The organism is Corynebacterium wankanglinii (assembly GCF_013601005.1).
Taxonomy (GTDB): domain Bacteria; phylum Actinomycetota; class Actinomycetes; order Mycobacteriales; family Mycobacteriaceae; genus Corynebacterium; species Corynebacterium wankanglinii.
Window position 1 is genome coordinate 88,484 of record NZ_JABFED010000006.1, and the last position, 18,468, is coordinate 106,951.

The 18,468-nt window shown below is 67.0% G+C and carries 20 protein-coding genes and 1 pseudogene; 18 read left to right on the plus strand and 3 right to left on the minus strand.

The genetic code is table 11. From position 1 onward, the window contains the following. Nucleotides 1-19 precede the first annotated feature (19 nt). The 7 genes and pseudogenes from HMA55_RS08740 to obgE all read left to right on the plus strand — a co-directional run bounded on the left by HMA55_RS08740 (nucleotide 20) and on the right by obgE (nucleotide 6,966). Nucleotides 20-325, plus strand: coding sequence for a hypothetical protein (locus HMA55_RS08740; RefSeq protein ID WP_181192661.1), 306 nt, complete (start codon nucleotides 20-22; stop codon nucleotides 323-325). Between the two features lie 28 nt (nucleotides 326-353). After that, nucleotides 354-764, plus strand: coding sequence for a nucleoside-diphosphate kinase (gene ndk, locus HMA55_RS08745; RefSeq protein ID WP_181192662.1), 411 nt, complete (start codon nucleotides 354-356; stop codon nucleotides 762-764). Between the two features lie 134 nt (nucleotides 765-898). Further along, entirely contained in the window at nucleotides 899-1,459 is a 561-nt protein-coding gene (locus HMA55_RS11235; RefSeq protein ID WP_219910497.1) for a TetR/AcrR family transcriptional regulator, read from the plus strand. 252 nt (nucleotides 1,460-1,711) lie between these two features. Next, the gene (locus tag HMA55_RS08755) at nucleotides 1,712-4,513 is read left to right on the plus strand and encodes a translation initiation factor IF-2 N-terminal domain-containing protein (RefSeq protein ID WP_181192747.1); all 2,802 of its coding nucleotides are present in this window, start codon (nucleotides 1,712-1,714) and stop codon (nucleotides 4,511-4,513) included. A gap of 184 nt (nucleotides 4,514-4,697) precedes the next feature. Next, nucleotides 4,698-5,003, plus strand: coding sequence for a 50S ribosomal protein L21 (gene rplU / locus HMA55_RS08760; protein ID WP_181192663.1), 306 nt, complete (start codon nucleotides 4,698-4,700; stop codon nucleotides 5,001-5,003). A gap of 20 nt (nucleotides 5,004-5,023) precedes the next feature. Continuing rightward, nucleotides 5,024-5,275: pseudogene (gene rpmA, locus HMA55_RS08765) on the plus strand (50S ribosomal protein L27); the annotation flags it as partial. 185 nt (nucleotides 5,276-5,460) lie between these two features. Continuing rightward, complete coding sequence (gene obgE, locus HMA55_RS08770) at nucleotides 5,461-6,966, plus strand: GTPase ObgE (RefSeq protein ID WP_181192665.1); 1,506 nt, start codon at nucleotides 5,461-5,463, stop codon at nucleotides 6,964-6,966. Here the strand turns inward: obgE and HMA55_RS08775 are convergent. Next, the gene (locus HMA55_RS08775; protein WP_181192666.1) at nucleotides 6,963-8,021 is read right to left on the minus strand and encodes an HNH endonuclease signature motif containing protein; all 1,059 of its coding nucleotides are present in this window, start codon (nucleotides 8,019-8,021) and stop codon (nucleotides 6,963-6,965) included. The two genes, obgE and HMA55_RS08775, sit on opposite strands and share 4 nt — an antisense overlap. Before the next feature lie 97 nt (nucleotides 8,022-8,118). Here HMA55_RS08775 and proB point away from each other — a divergent pair, with 97 nt between their 5' ends. Together proB and HMA55_RS08785 are read left to right on the plus strand one after the other, a co-directional pair. Next, on the plus strand, nucleotides 8,119-9,234 hold the full coding sequence (gene proB, locus HMA55_RS08780; protein WP_181192667.1) for a glutamate 5-kinase: 1,116 nt from the start codon (nucleotides 8,119-8,121) through the stop codon (nucleotides 9,232-9,234). An 18-nt stretch (nucleotides 9,235-9,252) separates the two neighbouring features. Then, entirely contained in the window at nucleotides 9,253-10,161 is a 909-nt protein-coding gene (locus HMA55_RS08785) for a D-isomer specific 2-hydroxyacid dehydrogenase family protein (RefSeq protein WP_181192668.1), read from the plus strand. Here the strand turns inward: HMA55_RS08785 and HMA55_RS08790 are convergent. Continuing rightward, nucleotides 10,158-10,547: a type II toxin-antitoxin system VapC family toxin gene (locus HMA55_RS08790; protein ID WP_181192669.1), complete on the minus strand. Its 390-nt coding sequence runs from the start codon at nucleotides 10,545-10,547 to the stop codon at nucleotides 10,158-10,160. The two genes, HMA55_RS08785 and HMA55_RS08790, sit on opposite strands and share 4 nt — an antisense overlap. Next, nucleotides 10,544-10,777, minus strand: coding sequence for a hypothetical protein (locus HMA55_RS08795; RefSeq protein ID WP_181192670.1), 234 nt, complete (start codon nucleotides 10,775-10,777; stop codon nucleotides 10,544-10,546). Before HMA55_RS08795 ends, HMA55_RS08790 begins: the two co-directional genes overlap by 4 nt. 70 nt (nucleotides 10,778-10,847) lie before the next feature. Between HMA55_RS08795 and HMA55_RS08800 the strand changes: the two genes are divergently transcribed. The 9 genes from HMA55_RS08800 to HMA55_RS08840 all read left to right on the plus strand — a co-directional run bounded on the left by HMA55_RS08800 (nucleotide 10,848) and on the right by HMA55_RS08840 (nucleotide 18,437). Then, on the plus strand, nucleotides 10,848-12,134 hold the full coding sequence (locus HMA55_RS08800; RefSeq protein ID WP_181192671.1) for a glutamate-5-semialdehyde dehydrogenase: 1,287 nt from the start codon (nucleotides 10,848-10,850) through the stop codon (nucleotides 12,132-12,134). A gap of 10 nt (nucleotides 12,135-12,144) precedes the next feature. Further along, nucleotides 12,145-13,083, plus strand: a complete 939-nt coding sequence (locus tag HMA55_RS08805) for a cutinase family protein (RefSeq protein ID WP_257802532.1) — start codon at nucleotides 12,145-12,147, stop codon at nucleotides 13,081-13,083. Next, nucleotides 13,083-13,484, plus strand: coding sequence for a hypothetical protein (locus HMA55_RS08810; protein ID WP_181192672.1), 402 nt, complete (start codon nucleotides 13,083-13,085; stop codon nucleotides 13,482-13,484). Before HMA55_RS08805 ends, HMA55_RS08810 begins: the two co-directional genes overlap by 1 nt. Nucleotides 13,485-13,501: 17 nt before the next feature. After that, the gene (gene nadD, locus HMA55_RS08815) at nucleotides 13,502-14,122 is read left to right on the plus strand and encodes a nicotinate-nucleotide adenylyltransferase (protein WP_374680607.1); all 621 of its coding nucleotides are present in this window, start codon (nucleotides 13,502-13,504) and stop codon (nucleotides 14,120-14,122) included. Between the two features lie 69 nt (nucleotides 14,123-14,191). Next, on the plus strand, nucleotides 14,192-14,665 hold the full coding sequence (gene rsfS, locus HMA55_RS08820) for a ribosome silencing factor (RefSeq protein ID WP_181192673.1): 474 nt from the start codon (nucleotides 14,192-14,194) through the stop codon (nucleotides 14,663-14,665). A 14-nt stretch (nucleotides 14,666-14,679) separates the two neighbouring features. After that, complete coding sequence (locus HMA55_RS08825) at nucleotides 14,680-15,312, plus strand: histidine phosphatase family protein (RefSeq protein ID WP_181192674.1); 633 nt, start codon at nucleotides 14,680-14,682, stop codon at nucleotides 15,310-15,312. Further along, the gene (locus tag HMA55_RS08830; RefSeq protein WP_181192675.1) at nucleotides 15,313-16,113 is read left to right on the plus strand and encodes a DegV family protein; all 801 of its coding nucleotides are present in this window, start codon (nucleotides 15,313-15,315) and stop codon (nucleotides 16,111-16,113) included. It begins immediately after the preceding gene. A 102-nt stretch (nucleotides 16,114-16,215) separates the two neighbouring features. After that, a complete protein-coding gene (locus HMA55_RS08835) occupies nucleotides 16,216-16,857 on the plus strand; it encodes a ComEA family DNA-binding protein (protein ID WP_181192676.1) in 642 nt (213 codons plus the stop codon). Nucleotides 16,858-16,859: 2 nt separating this feature from the next. Beyond that, the gene (locus tag HMA55_RS08840; protein ID WP_181192677.1) at nucleotides 16,860-18,437 is read left to right on the plus strand and encodes a ComEC/Rec2 family competence protein; all 1,578 of its coding nucleotides are present in this window, start codon (nucleotides 16,860-16,862) and stop codon (nucleotides 18,435-18,437) included. Nucleotides 18,438-18,468: the final 31 nt, after the last annotated feature.

The window sequence follows — 18,468 nt, forward strand, 5'->3', positions numbered from 1 at the left end:
CAAGGCTACGGTATTGCCCATGCGCATCGTGAGCTTCGTTCTGGCGGCCGTGTTCTCCCTCGTCGCGGTGGTGGCCGTCTACACCTCGTTACCGGGGTGGGCGGGTACGGCGGCGATTGTCGCGGCAGGGCTGTTTTTGGTTCTGGGGTTCTACGAGCAGTACAAGCTGCGCGAGGAGGTTGCGCCCACGCTTGACGACGAAAAGCTGGCCACCGTGCAGCGCATGAAAGACGAGGGCAATTTCCAACTGGCAGTGCAGCAGGTGCAACTGTGGTTCCGGGGGACCTCACCTGAGGACGCAGCGCGCATCGTGCGGGAGGCTTAAATAGGACTTTGGGGTAAGGTTTGAGGCTATGACTGAACGCACTCTCATCCTGATTAAGCCTGACGGCGTGGCAAACGGACACGTCGGCGACATCATCGCCCGCATCGAGCGCAAGGGCCTCAAGCTCGTGGAGCTGGACCTGCGCACCGCGGACCGCGAGACCGCGGAGAAGCACTACGCGGAGCACAAGGACAAGCCGTTCTTCGGTGAGCTGGTGGACTTCATCACCTCCGCCCCGCTGGTCGCCGGCATCGTTGAGGGCGAGCGCGCCATCGAGGCGTGGCGCCAGCTCGCTGGCGGCACCGACCCGGTGTCCAAGGCCACCCCGGGCACCATCCGCGGCGACTACGCGCTGTCCGTGGGGGAGAACGTCGTGCACGGCTCCGATTCGCCGGAGTCGGCCGAGCGCGAGATCGGCATCTGGTTCCCCAACCTCTAACGCACCGCGCAGATGCACCGCAGCCAGTCGGCTGCGGTGCTTTTCACGTCTGGGGCGGGCATTCTTAGCATTCTCACGGACTTGTTGTATAAATAGGGTTGCATGTAACCGGACGGGTAGAAAGGCAGGTAGCAGTGGCAGCTCGCAGCGAGCAGGCAAGAGCGGTGGAGAAGCGCTCTGCAATCCTGGATGCGGCGATCACGCTATTGCTCTCCGAGGGGCTGAAAGGCGTCACGCACCGGCAGGTCGCGGCAGCGGCTTCGGTGCCGGTGGGATCCATCGGCTACTACTACTCCACGCGCGACAAACTTGTGGTCACTTGTTTCGACCGTCTGGTTGAGCGGCGTCGTGCGGCGTTTGCGCGGGCCACCGCGCAGGGGGCCGACCTGAAGGATCCGGTGTTTCTGGCTGAGGCCGCGGTCGATGTCGTTGCGTGCGGGCAACCGGGGCGCGCCCGCTCTGTGATCACGGCGTTCGTGGAGGCGCAGCGCGAGCCGAACGAGGTCGGGTCCAGCGTCGATCACGCACTGCAGGAGCTCAAAGACATGATCGCCGAGATGCTGCGCAGCAGTGGCGTGGCGCAGCTGAGCTCAGCGCGTGTACTGCAGATCGTGGTGGGCACAGCGCTCACAGAGCAGCACCCGAACGCGCCGGTGGCGGCCGTGGCGGACCTGCTGCGGTTGGCGGAAAAGTAAACCCTCTCCGCGCTGCGTGGACCACTGTGCCACAATGGTCAGCGCAGGCGCCGCAGTGCGACGCCAGGAAACTTTCACACGTACCGCCCCGTGGGGCTCGCCGCGCGGCCGCTTCGGCACCATGCTGCCAGCGCCCGGCCCGCCCCAGCGTGGTGCGGCTGAGCAAAATTGGAGAGTGACGTATTGGCTGGTCACAAGGCATCCGCTGACAAGGGCGACACGCCGGAGAAGAAGACGTCTCGCAGGCGAGCGGTGAAAAAGACGGGGAAGAAGGCGGCGCCGCAAGCGCAGCCGGCGGACAACCCGTACGCGGCGTTCGACCGCTCGCAGCTGGCGGACAAGACTCGCGTGTTTACCCTGGCCAAGGCGCTAGGAGTGCCGTCTAAGGAGCTCGTGGTGGCGCTGTCCGAGCTGGGCGTGGTCAAGGTGGCGCAGTCCACGCTGACGCGGGCGGAAAGCGAGCAGCTTCTCGACGCCTTGGCGGCCACCGCCCCAGAGCACCCCGACACCCCGGCAGCAGACGACGTTGCGGATGAGAAGATCCGCCAGCGCGTGCGCAAAGACGTGGAAAACGAGATCCACCAGATCGAGGAAAAGGTCGAGGCGGATCTGCGCGATCCCGCCGAGGAGGATCCGCTCATCGACGTGGAGCCTGCGGTCACCCCCGTCCCGGAGGAGGCCACCAACCGGGCGCCGCTGTTCAAGGCTCCCGACCGCAAACGCCGCCGCGCCACCCGGGCTGCAGCGCCGACGCAGGAGGAGCAGCAGCGTGACGACGTCGCTTCGCCGGAGGGGGAACCGGAGGACGTCGAGAGGCACGAGCCCGAACCGATCGAGGAGCCGAAGGCGATCAAGGGGTCCTCGCGCCTGGAAGCCCAGCGCCGACGCCGCACCGAAAAACGCGAGGAGCAGCGCAAACGCTCCCGCATTGTGAGCCAGGCGGAGTTCCTCGCCCGCCGCGAGTCCGTGGAGCGCCACATGGTGGTGCGCGAGCGCGACCGTCACGACGGCCACGGCAAGATCACGCAGGTCGCTGTGCTCGAGGACGGTCTGCTCGTCGAGCATTTTGTCACGGCGGAGAGCCAGTCCTCCATGATCGGCAACATCTACCTCGGGCGTGTGCAGAACGTGCTGTCCAGCATGGAGGCGGCCTTCATAGACATCGGGCAGGGCCGCAACGGCGTGCTCTACGCCAGCGAGGTGGACTGGAAATCCGCAGGTCTCGGCGGACGTTCGCGCCGCATCGAACAGGCGCTCAAGTCCGGCGACCAAGTGCTGGTGCAGGTGACCAAGGACCCGGTCGGGCACAAGGGCGCGCGGTTGACCACGCAGATCTCCCTGGCAGGCCGCTACCTGGTGTACGTGCCGGGCGGTCGCAGTGCCGGCATCTCCCGCAAGCTGCCGGCGCCGGAGCGCAAGCGCCTGAAAGAGATCCTGAACAACGTGGTGCCCGGCAAGGGCGGGGCGATCATCAGAACGGCCGCGGAGAACGTGCCGGAGGAGGCGATCGCCGCCGACGTGAACCGCCTGCACAACCAGTGGACCGCGATCCAAGAGCAGGCGGAGAAGGAAAAGTCGTCGAAAGGCGCCAAGCCGGTCACCTTGTACGAGGAGCCGAACATCCTGGTCAAGGTCGTGCGCGACCTGTTCAACGAGGACTTCACGTCCCTCATCGTGGATGGGCGCAAGCCGTGGAACACCGTGCACGCCTACGTGCAGTCCGTCGCACCGGACCTGCTGGACCGTGTGGAGAAGTTCGACCGCGACGCGCACGACGGCAAGGACGCTTTTGAAGTCCACCGCATCGACGAGCAGCTGCAAAAGGCGCTGTCGCGCACCGTCTGGCTGCCCTCCGGCGGCACGCTCGTGATCGACCGCACCGAGGCGATGACCGTCATCGACGTCAACACCGGCAAGTTCACCGGCTCCGGCGGCTCGTTGGAGGAGACCGTGACCTCCAACAACCTCGAGGCCGCCGAGGAGATCGTGCGGCAGATCCGCCTGCGCGACATCGGCGGCATGATCATCATCGACTTCATCGACATGATCCTCCCCGAAAACCAGGAGCTCGTGCTGCGCCGCCTCAACGAGGCGCTCGGGCGTGACCGCACCCGCCACCAGGTCTCCGAGGTGACCTCATTGGGCCTGGTGCAGATGACCCGCAAGCGCCTTGGCAACGGGCTTTTGGAGACCTTCTCTACCGAGTGCGAGTGCTGCGGCGGCCGCGGCATCATCGTCACCGACGACCCGGTGGAGCACGACCCGTACTCCGAGCGCGGCCGCGACGAGCGCCGCGCAACCCGCAGCCGTGACAAAGACGCTGCCCAGGACGGCGGCCGCGAGGGTGACCGTGACGGCGGCCGCGAGCACAAGTCGCGGAGTCAGCGTCGCTCCAAGCGCAAGCCCCTCAACGACGACGAGATGGACAACCTCCTCAACTCCATCTTCAGCGACGAGGACCCCGCCCAGGAGGACACGCCCACCGACGCGGATTCGCGCGGTGATGCCGGGGCGACGGGGCCGGACGGCTCGCTCGACGACGACGCGGACGGGCGCCGCCGCTCGTCGCGGCGCCGCGGACGCCGTGGTGGCAGCCGCGGGCGCGGGAAGCAGCCGGAAGCGCAGGACCAGCAAAAGCGCCAACCAGCGCCGGAGGACGCCACCCACGATGTGCCGGCGCAGGAGCCGCAGCCGAGCTACGAGGACGCGGTGGAGGAGTTCGAGAACTCGCCGCGCCGCAAGCGCCGGACCCGCGGCAACTCCCGCTCGGACCACCGCCCTCGCCGCGAGGACTTCGCAGAGCCCGAACAGGCTCAGGAGGACACGCGCACCGAGGAGCGTGCGAATGCATCCGCGCCAGCGAAGCCATCCGCTAGCCGTCGAGGCCGGCGCCGCGCGGTGCGCAAATCCAACGCCTCGGTTGCGGCAGAGCGTGCAACCGCCCAAACCACCCAGGGCGGCGGCAAGGAAGATGCGGGTGCTGCGGAACGGCGTCGAGAAGCACAGGCTTCCCCGCGGCGCGGACGGCGGCGCGCTACGCGACGCAGCAGCTAGCGCGGTTTGGTAAAGCGCGAGGTGCCGGTGTAGTCTTGCCGAGTCGCTGTTTCGGGGCGTGCCGCCTCGTTGCCTACGCATGCGGGTACGGCTGGCTCGTTACCGGCCCCGAAGCGCTCAAACTGTTCCATTCCGCCCCTGTGCATGCCAGGGGCGGGCGAGTAGAGATAAGGGGTAACCCTCTATGTACGCGATCGTCAAGACCGGCGGCAAGCAGTACAAGGTTGCCGAGGGCGACCTCGTCAAGGTCGAGAAGCTTGAGGGTGAAGCAGGCGACAAGGTCGAACTCACCCCGATCCTTCTCGTTGATGGCGCAGACGTCACCTCCGGCGCGGACGCTCTGTCCAAGGTCAACGTGACCGCGGAAATCGTCGAGCACGGTAAGGGCAAGAAGGTCGACATTCTGAAGTACAAGAACAAGACCGGCTACAAGGTGCGCCAGGGCCACCGCCAGCCGCAGACCACCGTCAAGATCACCGGCATCAAGTAACCACTAGGAGAATTTGAACTATGGCACACAAGAAAGGTGCATCCAGCTCCGCGAACGGTCGTGACTCTGAGTCCAAGCGCCTCGGTGTGAAGCGCTTCGGTGGCCAGCAGGTCAAGGCCGGCGAAATCCTCGTTCGCCAGCGCGGCACCAAGTTCCACCCGGGCGACAACGTCGGCCGTGGCGGCGACGACACGCTGTTCGCACTGACCTCCGGCTCCGTCCAGTTCGGCATCAAGCGCAAGCGCCGCATCGTCAACATCGTCCCGGCTGACGGCCAGGGCGTCGCTTCCGAGGTCCTCGAGCAGGCCGAGGCGGCAGGTGTTGTGGATGAAGGCACCGCCGCTGAGGCAACCGCCACCGCCTAAGCGCTGGTGAATCGGCGCCGCCGGTCCGAACGGGCCGACGGCGCTTTTTGCATATCATCGTCCGTGTCAGAAAGAAAGGTGGGACCCCAACCATGGCCCAATTTGTTGATCGCGCAACGCTGCACCTGCAGGCCGGCGACGGCGGCCACGGCTGCGCGTCCGTCCACCGCGAGAAGTTCAAGCCGCTCGGCGGGCCGGACGGCGGCAACGGCGGGCACGGCGGCGACATCGTGCTCGAGGTGTCCACCCAGGTGCATACGTTGCTGGACTTCCAGTACCGGCCCCATGTGAAGGCCGGGCGTGGCGGCAACGGCGCGGGCGATTGGCGCAACGGTGCGCGCGGCGAAGACCTCGTGCTCGAAGTACCAGTCGGCACCGTCGTGCGCGACGAGGACGGTGAGGTACTGGCGGACCTGACCGTGCCGGGTACCCGCTTCATCGCCGCGGAGGGCGGCTACGGCGGCCTGGGCAACGCAGCGTTGGCGACGGCGAAGCGCAAAGCCCCCGGGTTCGCGCTCAAAGGCGAACCGGGGGAGGCGCATGACCTCATCCTGGAGCTGAAGTCGATGGCGGATGTGGGGCTGGTGGGGTTTCCGTCGGCAGGTAAGTCCTCGCTGATCTCGGTGGTGTCCGCCGCGAAGCCGAAGATCGCGGATTACCCGTTTACCACGCTCGCGCCGAACCTGGGTGTGGTCACGGTCGGCCACGACACGTTTACCATCGCGGACGTGCCGGGCTTGATCCCGGGCGCGAGCCAGGGAAAGGGGCTGGGCCTGGACTTCCTGCGCCACATCGAGCGCACCGCCGTGCTCGCGCACATCGTCGACGTGGCCACGATGGAGCCGGGCCGGGACCCGATCTCCGACATCGAGGCCCTCGAGCATGAGCTGGACACCTACGCCGACGAGCTCGATATGGATTCGGGCCTGGGCGACTTGCGCGAGCGCCCCCGCCTGGTGGTGCTGAACAAGATGGACGTCCCGGAGGCGAAAGAGCTCGCCGAGTTCTTGCGCGCGGACATCGAGGAGAGGTTCGGCTGGCCGGTGTATTTGATCTCCACCGCCACGCGCGAAGGGCTGGACGATCTGAAGTGGGCCATGTGGGACATTGTGAAGCGCTCCCGAAAGCAGCGTCGCAGCGTGCCTAGCGACGAACCGCAGGTGATCCGCCCCAACTTCGCCGGCCGCCGCCACGATGACGGCGGCATCGAGGTCGTGCGCGACCCCATGTACCCCGAGGGTTGGTTGGTCACGGGCGAGAAGGTGGAGCGCTGGGTGCGCCAGACCGACTTTGAAAACGACGAGGCCGTGGGCTACCTGTCCGACCGCTTGAACAAGGCGGGTGTGGAAGACATGCTGCGCAAGGCGGGTGCACATGAGGGCGACACCGTCACCATCGGGGAGATCTCCTTCGACTGGGAGCCGTCCATCGGCGGCGATCCCACGCTGGCCGGCCGCGGCCAAGACGCGCGCCTCAGCGGCACGGACCGCATCTCCGCGGCGGAGCGCAAGCGTGCTTCGCAGGCCCGCCGCGGCCTGATCGACGAGTACGACTACGGCACAGGCGAAGAGGCGGACCGCGAGCGCTGGCAGGGCTAGGGCATCCACCTGCCAAACAGGAGATCCATGGCGCCGTGGTGGCCGCGCTCGTTGGCTACCGCGTAGCCGCGCGGGGAGCGCCAGAAGATCCGGCCCCGCCGCCGCACGATCCGGCCGCGCTTGCGTAGGTGCGGGGCGTCGTCGTTGACCCGGTTGTGGTAGCGGCACAGCGGTGCCAGGTTGTCCAGGTTGGTTTCGCCGCCGTGCGCCCAGGGCACGATGTGGTGGGCCTCGCAGTGATCGGCGGCGCGGATGCAGTCCGGCGCGGAGCACACCGGCTGGGCCGCTCGTAGCAGGTCGCGCTGTTTGGCGTTGGCGAAGCGCGCGCCCCGGTACAGATTCACCGGCCCTTCCTCGGGGTGGAACACCGCTACCTCGAGCTCCTCGCCGCGGGCAAGTTGGAGGTATTCGGCGCCGGTCATGGTGGTGCCGTCGGACATTCCCAGCAGCACGTCGTCGCCGTCGCCTGTAAGGACCTTCAGGTGCGCGTCGAGCGGCACCAGCACAATTGGGCGCGGGACGGCGTGGGGGATGCTGCCTGTGCCGGACCGGAGGGCGTCGAGAAGCGGGGCGAGCATCTGCGGCGACTCCGGCAGTGCGTGATCGAGGCCGGTGCGCAGCGACGTCTCGATGTCGGTGATGTCACGCTCGGTGCCGGTGACCATCATCGTGCGCATGCCCATTCGTGGTGCGAAGAAGGTCACCCCGCTGCGCGGTTTTTTCTTCGGCGGCCCCGGCACGAGCTCTTTCGCGCGGCGGCGCAGTGCCTCGTAAGTGCCGCGGAAGGTGAGTAGCTCGAGGCGCAGTTTCCAACGCTGCGCGTCGTCGGTGATGTGGCGCAGTTGTTTTTCTATCAGCACCAGTTGATCCATGTTGAGCCCCGGCGCGCGGGCTTTGGCTTCGCGCTGCTTGGCGGTCCATTTGGTGGCGCCGAAGTAGACGGTGTGCACCATGCGCCATTCGCCGATGCGTCGCAGGCTGTAACCGGCATCGATGAGCTGTTGGCGGTCGAAACGCTCCAGGAAGTCGAGCGCGTTTGTGTCGATTTCGTTCATGCGAGGCAACCTACCCGGTAAAACGAAACGCACAAGACCCATCCGAATTCTGTGGATAACGCAATGGAAGTTATCCACAGGCGTAGACTTCCCGCATATGACAACGCTTCGCGACAAGATCGCCGCCGCCCGCCGCATCGTGGTGAAGCTCGGCACAAGTTCCCTGGTCAACGAGGCGGGCGAGCTGGACCCGGAGAAGATCGACCGGATCGTCGACGCTATTGAGCACCGCATCGCGCGCGGTTCCGACGTCATCGTGGTCTCTTCCGGCGCCATCGCCGCAGGCATGGGCCCGCTTGGGTTGAAGGCCCGGCCGCGCGATCTGGCAACGAAGCAGGCGGCCGCGTCGGTGGGGCAGATCCACCTGGCGCAGGTGTGGGGCGCCTCGTTCGCGCGCTACGGCCGCACGATCGGGCAGGTGCTGCTCACCCAGTCAGACGCCGGCTCACGCGAGCGCGCACGCAACGCGCAGCGCACTATCGACCGCCTGCGCCAGATGGGCGCGGTGCCGATTGTCAACGAGAACGACACCGTGGCCACCTCCGAGATGCGCTTCGGCGACAACGACCGCCTCTCCGCCATCGTGGCCACGCTGATCTCGGCGGATGCGCTGGTGCTGCTGTCGGATGTGGACGGCCTCTACACCAGCAACCCCTCCGACCCGGGCGCGAAGCTTATCGACGAAGTGCGCTCCGGCAACGACCTCACCGACGTCCAAGCGGGCGACGGGGGAGTATTCGGCACCGGTGGCATGGCGGCGAAGGTCTCGGCCGCTCGCCTTGCCGCTCGCGGCGGCGTGCCGGTGCTGCTCACGGCTACGGAGAAGATCAAGGACGCGCTGGCAACCGCCGAGGTGGGCACCGTGTTCCACACCCGCCCGGAACGCAGGCTCAACGCGTGGAAGTTCTGGGCGCTGTACGCGGCCGACGCCGAAGGGGTGCTGCGCCTGGATGAGGGCGCGGTCGAGGCCGTCACCCGCGGCGGCACGAGTTTGCTCGCGGTGGGCATTACCGGCATCGAGGGAGAGTTCCACGCCGGCGACATCGTGGAAATCCTCGGGCCCGACTCGGAGGCGGTCGGCCGCGGCGAGGTGGCCTACGACGCCGCCGAACTGGCCAGCATGCTGGGTAAACCAACCCACGAGCTGCCGGAGCACCAGCGCCGCGCGGTCGTCCACGCCGACTACTTGTCCAACTACGCCTCGCGTCTGTAGGCGCTACCCTGGGCGGGCATGAAATTCGCTTACCTGCCCAAGCCCAAAGACGAGCCCATCGCCGCCCTGGAGGGGGAAGGCCACACCCACGTCGCGCTCGAGGACAACCCGGACATGATCATCTTCGGCGGTGGTCCGGATGATTTCCCCGACGAGCTGCCTGAATCGGTCAAGGTGGTGCAAATCCAGTACGCGGGTGTGGAGAACCTGCAGGACGTCTTTGCCAAATACGCGGGCAGCGGCGTGCGCTTCGCCAACGCCGGCGGGCTGTACGACGACACTGTCGCCGAATCCGCCCTCGCACTGCTGCTCGCCGTGGAGCACCGGCTCAAGGCCGTCAGCGCGGAATGGAACAACACGCAGCTGTTCAAGGAGAAGCAGTACCTCTTCGACAACAAGAAGCTGGCGCTGATCGGCGCGGGCGGCATCGGCAAAACCCTCATCCGCTTCCTCGAGCCCTTCGGCATGGACATCACGGCTGTGAACCGCTCCGGCAACCCCGTCGAGGGCGCGGACCGCACGGTGACACTGTCCGACGACGTGTGGGCGGAGCACGACTATTTCGTCCTGCTTACCCCGCTCACGGACGAAACCCGCCACATGGTGAACGCGGAGACGATCGGCAAAATGCAGGACAGTGCGGTGATTGTGAACGTGGGGCGCGGGCCGCTCGTCGATACGCAGGCGCTCACGCAGGCTCTTGCCGACGGCCACCTGCGCGGCGCCGGCCTGGATGTCACCGAGCCCGAGCCGCTGCCCGCCGACCACGAGCTGTGGGGCCTGGACAACTGCGTGATCACCCCGCACGTGGCCAACATCCCGCGGTTTATGGAGCGCCGCATCGGTGGGCTGGCCGCGAAGAACTGGGAGCTGTACGCCGCGGGCGAGAAGATGGTCACCGAAGTGGACGTCGACGCAGGGTACTAAATGACCAGTATGGTCGCCCCGAATCCAGGCGCGTTACCGAGGCGGGCATCTGCGGTGACGAGCGGCTGATTGAGCGTTTCGGCAAGCGCTATGAAAGTGGCGTCGTAAGCGGAGACGTTCTCGCGGAGCTGCCAGGTTCGAGCCATGAGCGGAAGATGTCCGTGAAATTGGATACCCAGCTCGCTCAAGATCGATAAAGACTCGGCCGCTCTACTCACGTCTAAAACGTTGGACCGCACCTGCCTTCTCATTACCTGCACGACTTCAGTTACCAGTAGGTGAGGTGCGTGGATTTCTGCGTCTTCCGCAGAGACCAGCTCGAGTACTTGGTCGCCCTTATCAGTCCGCAGCAATAGTTCGATCGCCGCGGACGGATCCAGAATCATGCGCGGGCGTCCCGTTCAGCGCGAACAGCATCGGCGATGGATTCGCCCTTCGGGCTCACCCGGGGAAGACTGGCGAGTCGAGCCAGGGCCGCGGAACGCTCGCGACGGTTGAGCGCGAATGTCAGCTCGTCAACAGCGACGTCGGACACGGACGTGTTCCGACGCTGGGCCTGCGCTTCAAGGGCGCGCACCAGCTTTTCCGGGACGTTGAAGAGCTGCAAATCGGTCATACCGAAATAGTGGGACACCCCCGCGCCAGTGTCAAGAGTTTTGGTACTCGTCGAGCGCTAGTATTGCTGCATGAGTGCGCAGCAGACTGACCAGCAAAGACAGGCCGAGCGCGAGGAGGTGCTCGCGAAGGCGCGCCGCGCGAAAGAGGTAGCGCCGGTGATCGCGGCGCTACCGACCCCGGCGAAGGACGCGGTGCTGCTCGCGGCCGCCGCTGCGTTGACCGAGCGCGCAGGCGAGATCCTGGGTGCCAACGCCCGCGACCTGGAGCACGGCCACGCAAACGGCCTGGCGGAGTCAGTGTTGGACCGGCTCGCGCTGGATGAAGCGCGCATCGCGGGCATCGCCGACGGTTTGCGCCAGGTGGCGTCCTTGCGCGACCCGGTGGGGGAGGTGCTCACCGGCCGCACGCTGCCCAACGGCATCCAGATGAAGCAGGTGCGCGTGCCGCTGGGCGTGATGGGCATGGTCTACGAGGCCCGCCCGAACGTCACCGTCGACGCGTTCGGCCTGGCGCTGAAATCCGGCAACGTGGCGCTGTTGCGCGGTTCCAAGACTGCGAGGCACTCCAACCAGAAGCTGGTCGAGGTGTTGCAGGACTCCCTCGCAGATCACGATTTGCCGCGCGAGGCGGTGCAGCTGCTGCCGTGCGATTCCCACGAGTCGGTTCAAGACCTCATCACCGCCCGCGGCCTGGTGGACGTGGTGATCCCGCGTGGCGGCGCGCGCCTGATCGAGGCCGTGGTGACGGGCGCGACCGTGCCCACCATCGAGACGGGCACGGGCAACTGCCACTTCTACATCGACGCCTCCGCGGACATGGACAAGGCGGTCGCGATGCTACTCAACGGCAAGACGCGCCGGGTCAGCGTGTGTAACGCCACGGAAACCGTGCTCATCGACGCGGCTCTCTCGGACGAAAACAAGCGCGCCGTCATCGCCGCGTTGCAGGGAGCGGGGGTTGAGGTGCACGGCGACGTCGATAGGCATGCTGCCTTCGGCGCCCACGTCACACCCGCGACCGAGGCTGACTTCGCCGAGGAGTACCTCAGCATGGACATCGCGAGCGCGGTCGTGGACGGCGTGGACGGGGCGATCGCCCACATCGCGCGCTACTCCAGCGGCCACACCGAGGCAATCGCGGCCCAGGATGCCGATGCTTTACGACGTTTCGCTGACGCCATCGACGCCGCCGCCGTCGTACTCAACGCATCGACCGCCTTCACGGACGGGGAGCAGTACGGCATGGGCGCGGAAATCGGCATCTCCACCCAAAAACTGCACGCCCGCGGCCCCATGGCGCTGCCGGAGCTGACCACCACCAAGTGGATCCTGGAAGGTACCGGCCAGGTGCGCTAATCTATCTCGCGTGCTGAAATCCCGGACCTCTTGGCGCGCCCGCTTCGGGCTGTTCGCCACCGCTGTTGCCACAGCAGTTACCGCCACTGTCACCCCCGTCGCTCCCGTGCAGGAAGCGGACGCGCAGACCCGCTGCCCCGCCGTCGCTGTGGTTGCCGCACGCGGCTCAGGCCAGAACGGGGAGATCTACCCCACCAAGTACTCGTGGGCCGCGCCGTGGACCTCCAACGGCTGGGAGGGCGAAACCATCCGCGCCTTCCTGCGTCATGCGGAGCGCCGCTACACCGCCACCCACGGCGGCAATTCGCTGATGAAGGACGTCGAGGTCATCGGCCTGGAGCCGCGCTACTACCCGGCGACCTTCCCGGAGTACGACGTGCCCGAGGTGGCTGTGCCGTCCACGCTGCTGCAAGCGCTCGGCCTGGCCATCCAGTGGGCCAACCCGGTCTTCATGACGGCGCGGCGCGCGGCGAACCAGTTCCTGGATTCCGTGCAGATCGGCCGTGGCGGAGTGATGCAGATGATCAACGACTACGAGCGCGCCACCGGCTGCCGCCCGAAGTACATCCTGTCCGGCTACTCCCAGGGCGCGATGATTCTGCTTGAGCACGAGCGCGAACTGGCGCGACGCGGTCAGCTCGCGGGCGTGGTCTACTTTGGCAACCCCAACACGGCGGCGGGCGACTGGTCCACGGTGGGCGTGCCCGGCGGCGGCGCAGGCGGCATGCTGGGCATGTTGCCGTTTAACTCGAAGACGGCTGCGGCCACGCGCAACCGCGTGAACTACTGCCTGCCGCTGGACGCGGTGTGCGACCTGTCGGTGCAGACGCTGCAGGGCTCCCAGAGCAACGGCGGCAACCACGCCAGGTACTTCCGCTGGCCGTCGCGCTGGGATAACCAGGTTTCCGATTCCTTCGGCCGTTTCGTAGATCAGGTACGGTACCGCTGATGACGCGTTGCATCCGCACCACTGCCGCAGCCACCGCCTGCGCCGTAGCCCTCGCCGCAGCCCCCGCCGGCGCTGAAACCATTACGCGCGACAGCAAGCGCACGGTGGTCGTTGAGGAGAGCTGCACCTGGGAGGTGGATGACAAAGGCACGCCCATCATCGACGGGGCGACCGGCGAGCCCATCGCGGTGAAGGACGAAAACGGCGAGCCGCTGTGCACAAAGCGCGAGGTGTCGCGCAGCTCCGCCGGTTCCTCCGAGAAGTGGGCGGACGAGACGAAGACGGAGCTCGGTGTCGGCATCGCGTTCGGCATCGTCGGCGCGTTGCTTGGGGCGCTGTTGGGAGCAGGCATGCTCTTCATCGAGTCCATCGACATCGTGCCTTTGCCCCCACAGTGGTAGGCGCAGTGGTAGGCGCAGTGGGGGAACACTACGCGGCCTCGTTGGATCGGGCCAGGCGCATCGGTGTCATGGGCGGCACGTTCGACCCAATCCACCACGGGCACCTGGTCGCCGCGAGCGAAGTGGCCGACCGGTTCGAGTTGGACGAGGTCATCTTTGTGCCCACCGGCCAGCCGTGGCAGAAGGCGGGCAAGACGATCAGCCCGGCGGAGGACCGTTACCTGATGACGGTGATCGCCACCGCCTCCAATCCGCGGTTTTCGGTCTCGCGGGTAGATATCGACCGTGGTGGGCCGACCTACACCATCGACACGTTGCGGGACCTGCGCGAGCAGTTCCCTGACGAGGCGTTGTACTTTATCACTGGCGCGGACGCGCTTGCCTCCATCATGTCGTGGCACGACTGGGAGGAAATGTTCGAGCTCGCAGAGTTCGTCGGTGTCACACGTCCGGGCTACGAGCTGCGGGAGGACATGTTCCCCGCCGACATTCAGGAGCGCGTGCACTTGGTGGAGATTCCCGCGATGGCCATTTCGTCCACGGACTGCCGCGCCCGCGCCGCCGAGGGGCGCCCGGTCTGGTACCTGGTGCCGGACGGGGTGGTGCAGTACATCGCCAAGAACGCTCTGTACGCCTAAGTAGCACTACCGGGGCGTGTCGTGGGACAATGGCGGGGTCTGTCCGCCTACACACGAAGGGTTTCCCACTTGACCGCTCCGCAGATCTCCATCGACCGGGCCAAAGTTGCCGCCAAGGCAGCGGATGAAAAGCTTGGCAAGAACATCGCTGTCATCGACGTGTCCAACGTCATGGCTATCACCGACGTGTTCGTGATTGTCTCGGCGGACAACGAACGCCAGGTCGCCGCTATTGTCCAGGAGGTCGAGGACGACCTGACGGATCTTGGCGTGGAGCCGAAGCGCCGCGAGGGCAACCGCGAAAACCGCTGGGTGCTGCTGGACTACGGCAACTTTGTCGTCCACATCCAGCGTGACGCCGAGCGCGAGTTCTACGGCCTAGACCGACTCTACGCGGACTGCCCGGCGATCGAGGTCGAGGGCCTCGAGCCCTACGAGCGCCCCACTGCCTTCGGCGACGAGGCCGAGTTGCGCCAGGCGCAGAACATTGAAGACCTGCCGCTTGCGGGTGAGGGCCCGGCGGTAGCCGACGACGAATACTAGGCGAGTTTTACACCATGCAACGTCGTTTGATCCTGCTGCGCCACGGCGAGACGGAGTACAACGCCACCTCGCGCATGCAGGGGCAGCTGGACACGGTGCTGTCTGACCGGGGTGTCGCGCAAGCCCACGCCGCGGCGAAAGAACTGCGTGATCTCGGAATTTCCAAGATCGTCTCATCTGACCTGATGCGCGCGAGAAACACCGCTGAGGTGGTGGCGGCTGATTTGGGGCTTGCTGTAGACGTCGATAGCCGCCTGCGCGAAACCCACCTCGGGGACTGGCAGGGCAAGACGCACAACGAGGTGGACACTGCGCACGAAGGGGCGCGTGCCGTGTGGCGCACCGATGCCTCCTGGGCGCCGCCGCGCGGGGAGAGCCGGCTGGAGGTGGCCGGGCGTGCGCGCGCGGTGGTGGACGAGCTCGTGCGTGATTACCGCGAGTGGGACGACTCGGCGGTGCTGTTGGTCTCCCACGGCGGCACGATCGCGGCGCTGACCGCGTCGCTTCTCGGCTTCGTTGTGGCGCAGTACCCGGCGCTGAAAGGACTGGGCAACGCCAACACCGCACGGCTTGTGGCGATGCCGCTTCCCGACGATCCTTCGGTGTCCCGCTGGTACCTCGAAGCCTGGAACCGGGGGCTGAACTAAGTGGCAGTGCGTGTGGTGGTGGACTCCTCGGCCGGCTTGCCTGCGCAGGTTGTGCGCGAGCTGGATATCACCGTCGCGGACATGCACGTGATGGACCACGGCGAGGAGAAGGGCACCTCCGGACTTTCCTCCCTGGAGTTGGCGGCCTGTTATGCGCGTCAGCTGGAGCGCGGCGGAGATGACGGGGTGGTGGCGCTGCACTTGTCCAAGGCGCTGTCGTCGACGTGGTCTGCGGCCGTGGCGGCGTCTGCGGTGTTTCCCGGAACCGTCCGCGTGGTAGAAACCGACGCCGCCGGCATGACTGTCGGCGCCGCGGCAATGGCCGCTGCGACGGTGGCCCTAGAAGGCGGGGATGTGGACGAATGCGAGGCGATGGCGAAGTCCACTCTCGCCCGTGCGGAGACGTGGGTATACCTGCACCAGTTGGATGATCTGCGAAAGTCCGGGCGGCTGCCCACAGGCACAGCGGTGCTGTCGGCGGCGCTGCTGGCGAACAAGCCGATTTTGCGCATCCACGACGGCAAGCTGGAACTCGCTGGCAAGACCCGCACCCAGTCGAAGGCGTTTGCCAAGCTCGCGGAACTTGTTGTGGAGCGCGCCGCCGGCGAGCCGGTGTTCGCCGCGATCCAGCACGCGGACGCGGCGGATGCGGCTAGTCAGCTCGCGGACCTGCTCGAGGCCCAGCTACCGCAGGGCTCCCGGGTGATGCTGGAACCGCTTGTCGACGTCCTGGCGGTCCACGCCGGCCCCGGCGCGATCGGCCTTTCGGTTGTCTTTTCTTCTCTGGAACCCGCCCAGTAGCTGTGGACAAGCGGGGTGAGTTGGTGACGCCGCAACAACGTTATCCACAGATTTCGGCCGGGGGGCTTCCGGTTGTGCGCTTGCACATTTAGCTTCCGTGGCATGAACGCCATTGACCGCCTGCAGGAGCTCACCAGGCCAACCGGGGAAGAAGACCTCCTGGCTGTGCGCTACCCCGCGCCGCGCGTGTCGGTGCCGGTCAAGCCGGCCGCCGTGGTGGTCGCAGCGCTGCTGCTTGCGGTGGGGGTGTGGGGTTTCACCCGCGACGGCGATGGTGGCGAGCAGATCGAATGGGAGCAGGTAGCGGAACCGACTGAAGTCCGCGGGGTGGTGGTAGTGGCCGTTGTGGGGGAGGTGGCAAACCCGGGGCTGATGACGCTCAACGAGGGCTCCCGCATCGCCGACGCCCTCCAGGTCGCCCAGCCACTGCCGCATGCGGACCTGCTGGCGCACAACCAGGCGCAGTTGCTGGTGGACGGCCAGCAGATCCTCGTCCAGGCCGTCGGTGCCGCCCCGCCGCCTGGTGTGCCCCCGCCCGCAGACGGCAGGCCCGGAACCGTGTCGCTGAACTCGGCTACTGCGGCGGAGCTCACCTCGCTGCCAGGGGTGGGGGAAGCGACGGCGGCATCGATTGTCGCCCACAGGGAGGCTCACGGCCCGTTTACGTCGGTGGAGCAGCTCATGGACGTGCGCGGCATCGGTCCCGCCAAGTTTGAAGCAATGCGTTCGCAGGTGGGGCTGTAGCCGTGTCGGAGCTGCGGCTAGTTCCGGCGGCGCTCGCAGTGTGGGCCGCGGCGGCGTGCTGCATCCTGTTCGGGACGTGGGCGGCGGCCGCTGCCACAGGCGTGTTCGTGGTTGGGTGTCTGATATGGCGCGAGCTCGGCCAGGCGGTGCTCACCGCGGGCCTTGGGGTGGCGGCTGCAGTGACCGCGACAGTGCGGATGCGGTTGTGCTCCACCGCCGCCGAGGTCGCGGGAACGGTCAGCGGCGCACCGAAGCAGACGTCGTCCGGCGCGTACCTCGTGCGGGTACGGGTGCCGGGCCAGCCGTCGGTCACGCCGGTGTTCGTCGAAGAGCTGCCCGACGGTGCCGTCAACGGCGCGCAGGTTGTGGGCAGTGGGGTTGTGGCGGAGTCGGGCCGCCCCGGCGTGAACCCGTTCGTGCTCAATGGCCGGGTCGAGGTGATCGGCCCGCCCGAGGGGTTGGCGGCGTTCGCGCACCACGTCCGCTCCACCTTCGCCGCGGCGGTGGAGGCGCAGGTGGGCCCCGCGTCGCAGGGGCTCATTCCGGGCATGGTGCTCGGCGACGTCAACCTGCAGTCCGCCGCGGAGCACCAGATGTACATCGATACCGGCCTGTCGCATCTGTCTGCTGTCTCTGGCGCCAATATCGCGATCGTCTCCACCTTCGCCGCGGTTGCGGCGGCAGCGGCCGGGGCGGGGCTGCGCGGCAAGATCGCGGCCTCCGCAGTGGCGCTCCTGGTCTACGCCGCGTTGGTCGGCCCGGAGCCGAGCGTGCTGCGTGCCTCGGTGTCCGGCCTGGTGGGGCTGGTGGCGGTGCTTTCATCCAGGCAGGCGGAACCGATTCACGCGCTGTGCTTGTCCGTGATCGGGCTGGTGCTCGTGGACTCGGATCTCGCGGTGCACTACGGGTTCGCACTATCTGTGGCGGCCACTGCCGGCATCGTAGCCTTATTTCCGCTGCTCTACCGGGCATTGGCGGCGACGGGCTGGCCGGACATCCTCGTGCGCGCGCTGGTCGTCGCAGTGGCGGCGGACGTGGCCACCATGCCGATCGTGGCCCTGATGGCGGGGAAAGTTTCGCTGGTAGCTGTCGGCGCCAACGTGCTGGTGGCCCCCGTGGTGGGGCCGGTGACGGTGCTCGGCCTCATCGCGGCAGTGGCGTCGCTTCTACCTGGCGGTCTGGAGGTGCCTGTGCTGTGGTGCGTGGAGCCGATGGCGTGGTGGGTGCACACCGTGGCCAAAATCGGGGCAGGGTTGCCGAGCGCGACGGTGAGCGCAACCCCGTTGACGGCTGTGGTGGCCTACGGCTGGATCATCGCCGGGTTCCTCGCCGGACGCCCGCGGGCGACAGTGTGCGCCGCGGCCGCATGCGTGGTCGTTGCCGCCGTGATGAATCAGCCCGCCGCACCGGTGGATTACACCGGGCTGCGCGCGCATGTGGTGGACACCGCCGAGGAGGCTGAGCCGGTGCCGCAGTGGGCGCAGCTTGTGGTCGTGCTTGAAAGCGGCCCGCCGAAGAAACGTCCAGTAGCCACCCGCCAGGGCATCCCCGTCATCTTTCCCAACCGCAAAGGCACCTGACCGGCCGGTCAGGTGCCTACTTGGGCTCAGC

Bases quoted from the DNA above. Each gene is read 5' to 3' on its own strand.
- HMA55_RS08740 (WP_181192661.1), top strand. From the start codon at position 20: ATGCGCATCGTGAGCTTCGTTCTGGCGGCCGTGTTCTCCCTCGTCGCG.
- ndk (WP_181192662.1), top strand. From the start codon at position 354: ATGACTGAACGCACTCTCATCCTGATTAAGCCTGACGGCGTGGCAAAC.
- rplU (WP_181192663.1), top strand. From the start codon at position 4,698: ATGTACGCGATCGTCAAGACCGGCGGCAAGCAGTACAAGGTTGCCGAG.
- obgE (WP_181192665.1), top strand. From the start codon at position 5,461: ATGGCCCAATTTGTTGATCGCGCAACGCTGCACCTGCAGGCCGGCGAC.
- HMA55_RS08775 (WP_181192666.1), bottom strand. From the start codon at position 8,021: ATGAACGAAATCGACACAAACGCGCTCGACTTCCTGGAGCGTTTCGAC.
- proB (WP_181192667.1), top strand. From the start codon at position 8,119: ATGACAACGCTTCGCGACAAGATCGCCGCCGCCCGCCGCATCGTGGTG.
- HMA55_RS08785 (WP_181192668.1), top strand. From the start codon at position 9,253: ATGAAATTCGCTTACCTGCCCAAGCCCAAAGACGAGCCCATCGCCGCC.
- HMA55_RS08790 (WP_181192669.1), bottom strand. From the start codon at position 10,547: ATGATTCTGGATCCGTCCGCGGCGATCGAACTATTGCTGCGGACTGAT.
- HMA55_RS08795 (WP_181192670.1), bottom strand. From the start codon at position 10,777: ATGACCGATTTGCAGCTCTTCAACGTCCCGGAAAAGCTGGTGCGCGCC.
- HMA55_RS08800 (WP_181192671.1), top strand. From the start codon at position 10,848: ATGAGTGCGCAGCAGACTGACCAGCAAAGACAGGCCGAGCGCGAGGAG.
- HMA55_RS08810 (WP_181192672.1), top strand. From the start codon at position 13,083: ATGACGCGTTGCATCCGCACCACTGCCGCAGCCACCGCCTGCGCCGTA.
- HMA55_RS08825 (WP_181192674.1), top strand. From the start codon at position 14,680: ATGCAACGTCGTTTGATCCTGCTGCGCCACGGCGAGACGGAGTACAAC.
- HMA55_RS08835 (WP_181192676.1), top strand. From the start codon at position 16,216: ATGAACGCCATTGACCGCCTGCAGGAGCTCACCAGGCCAACCGGGGAA.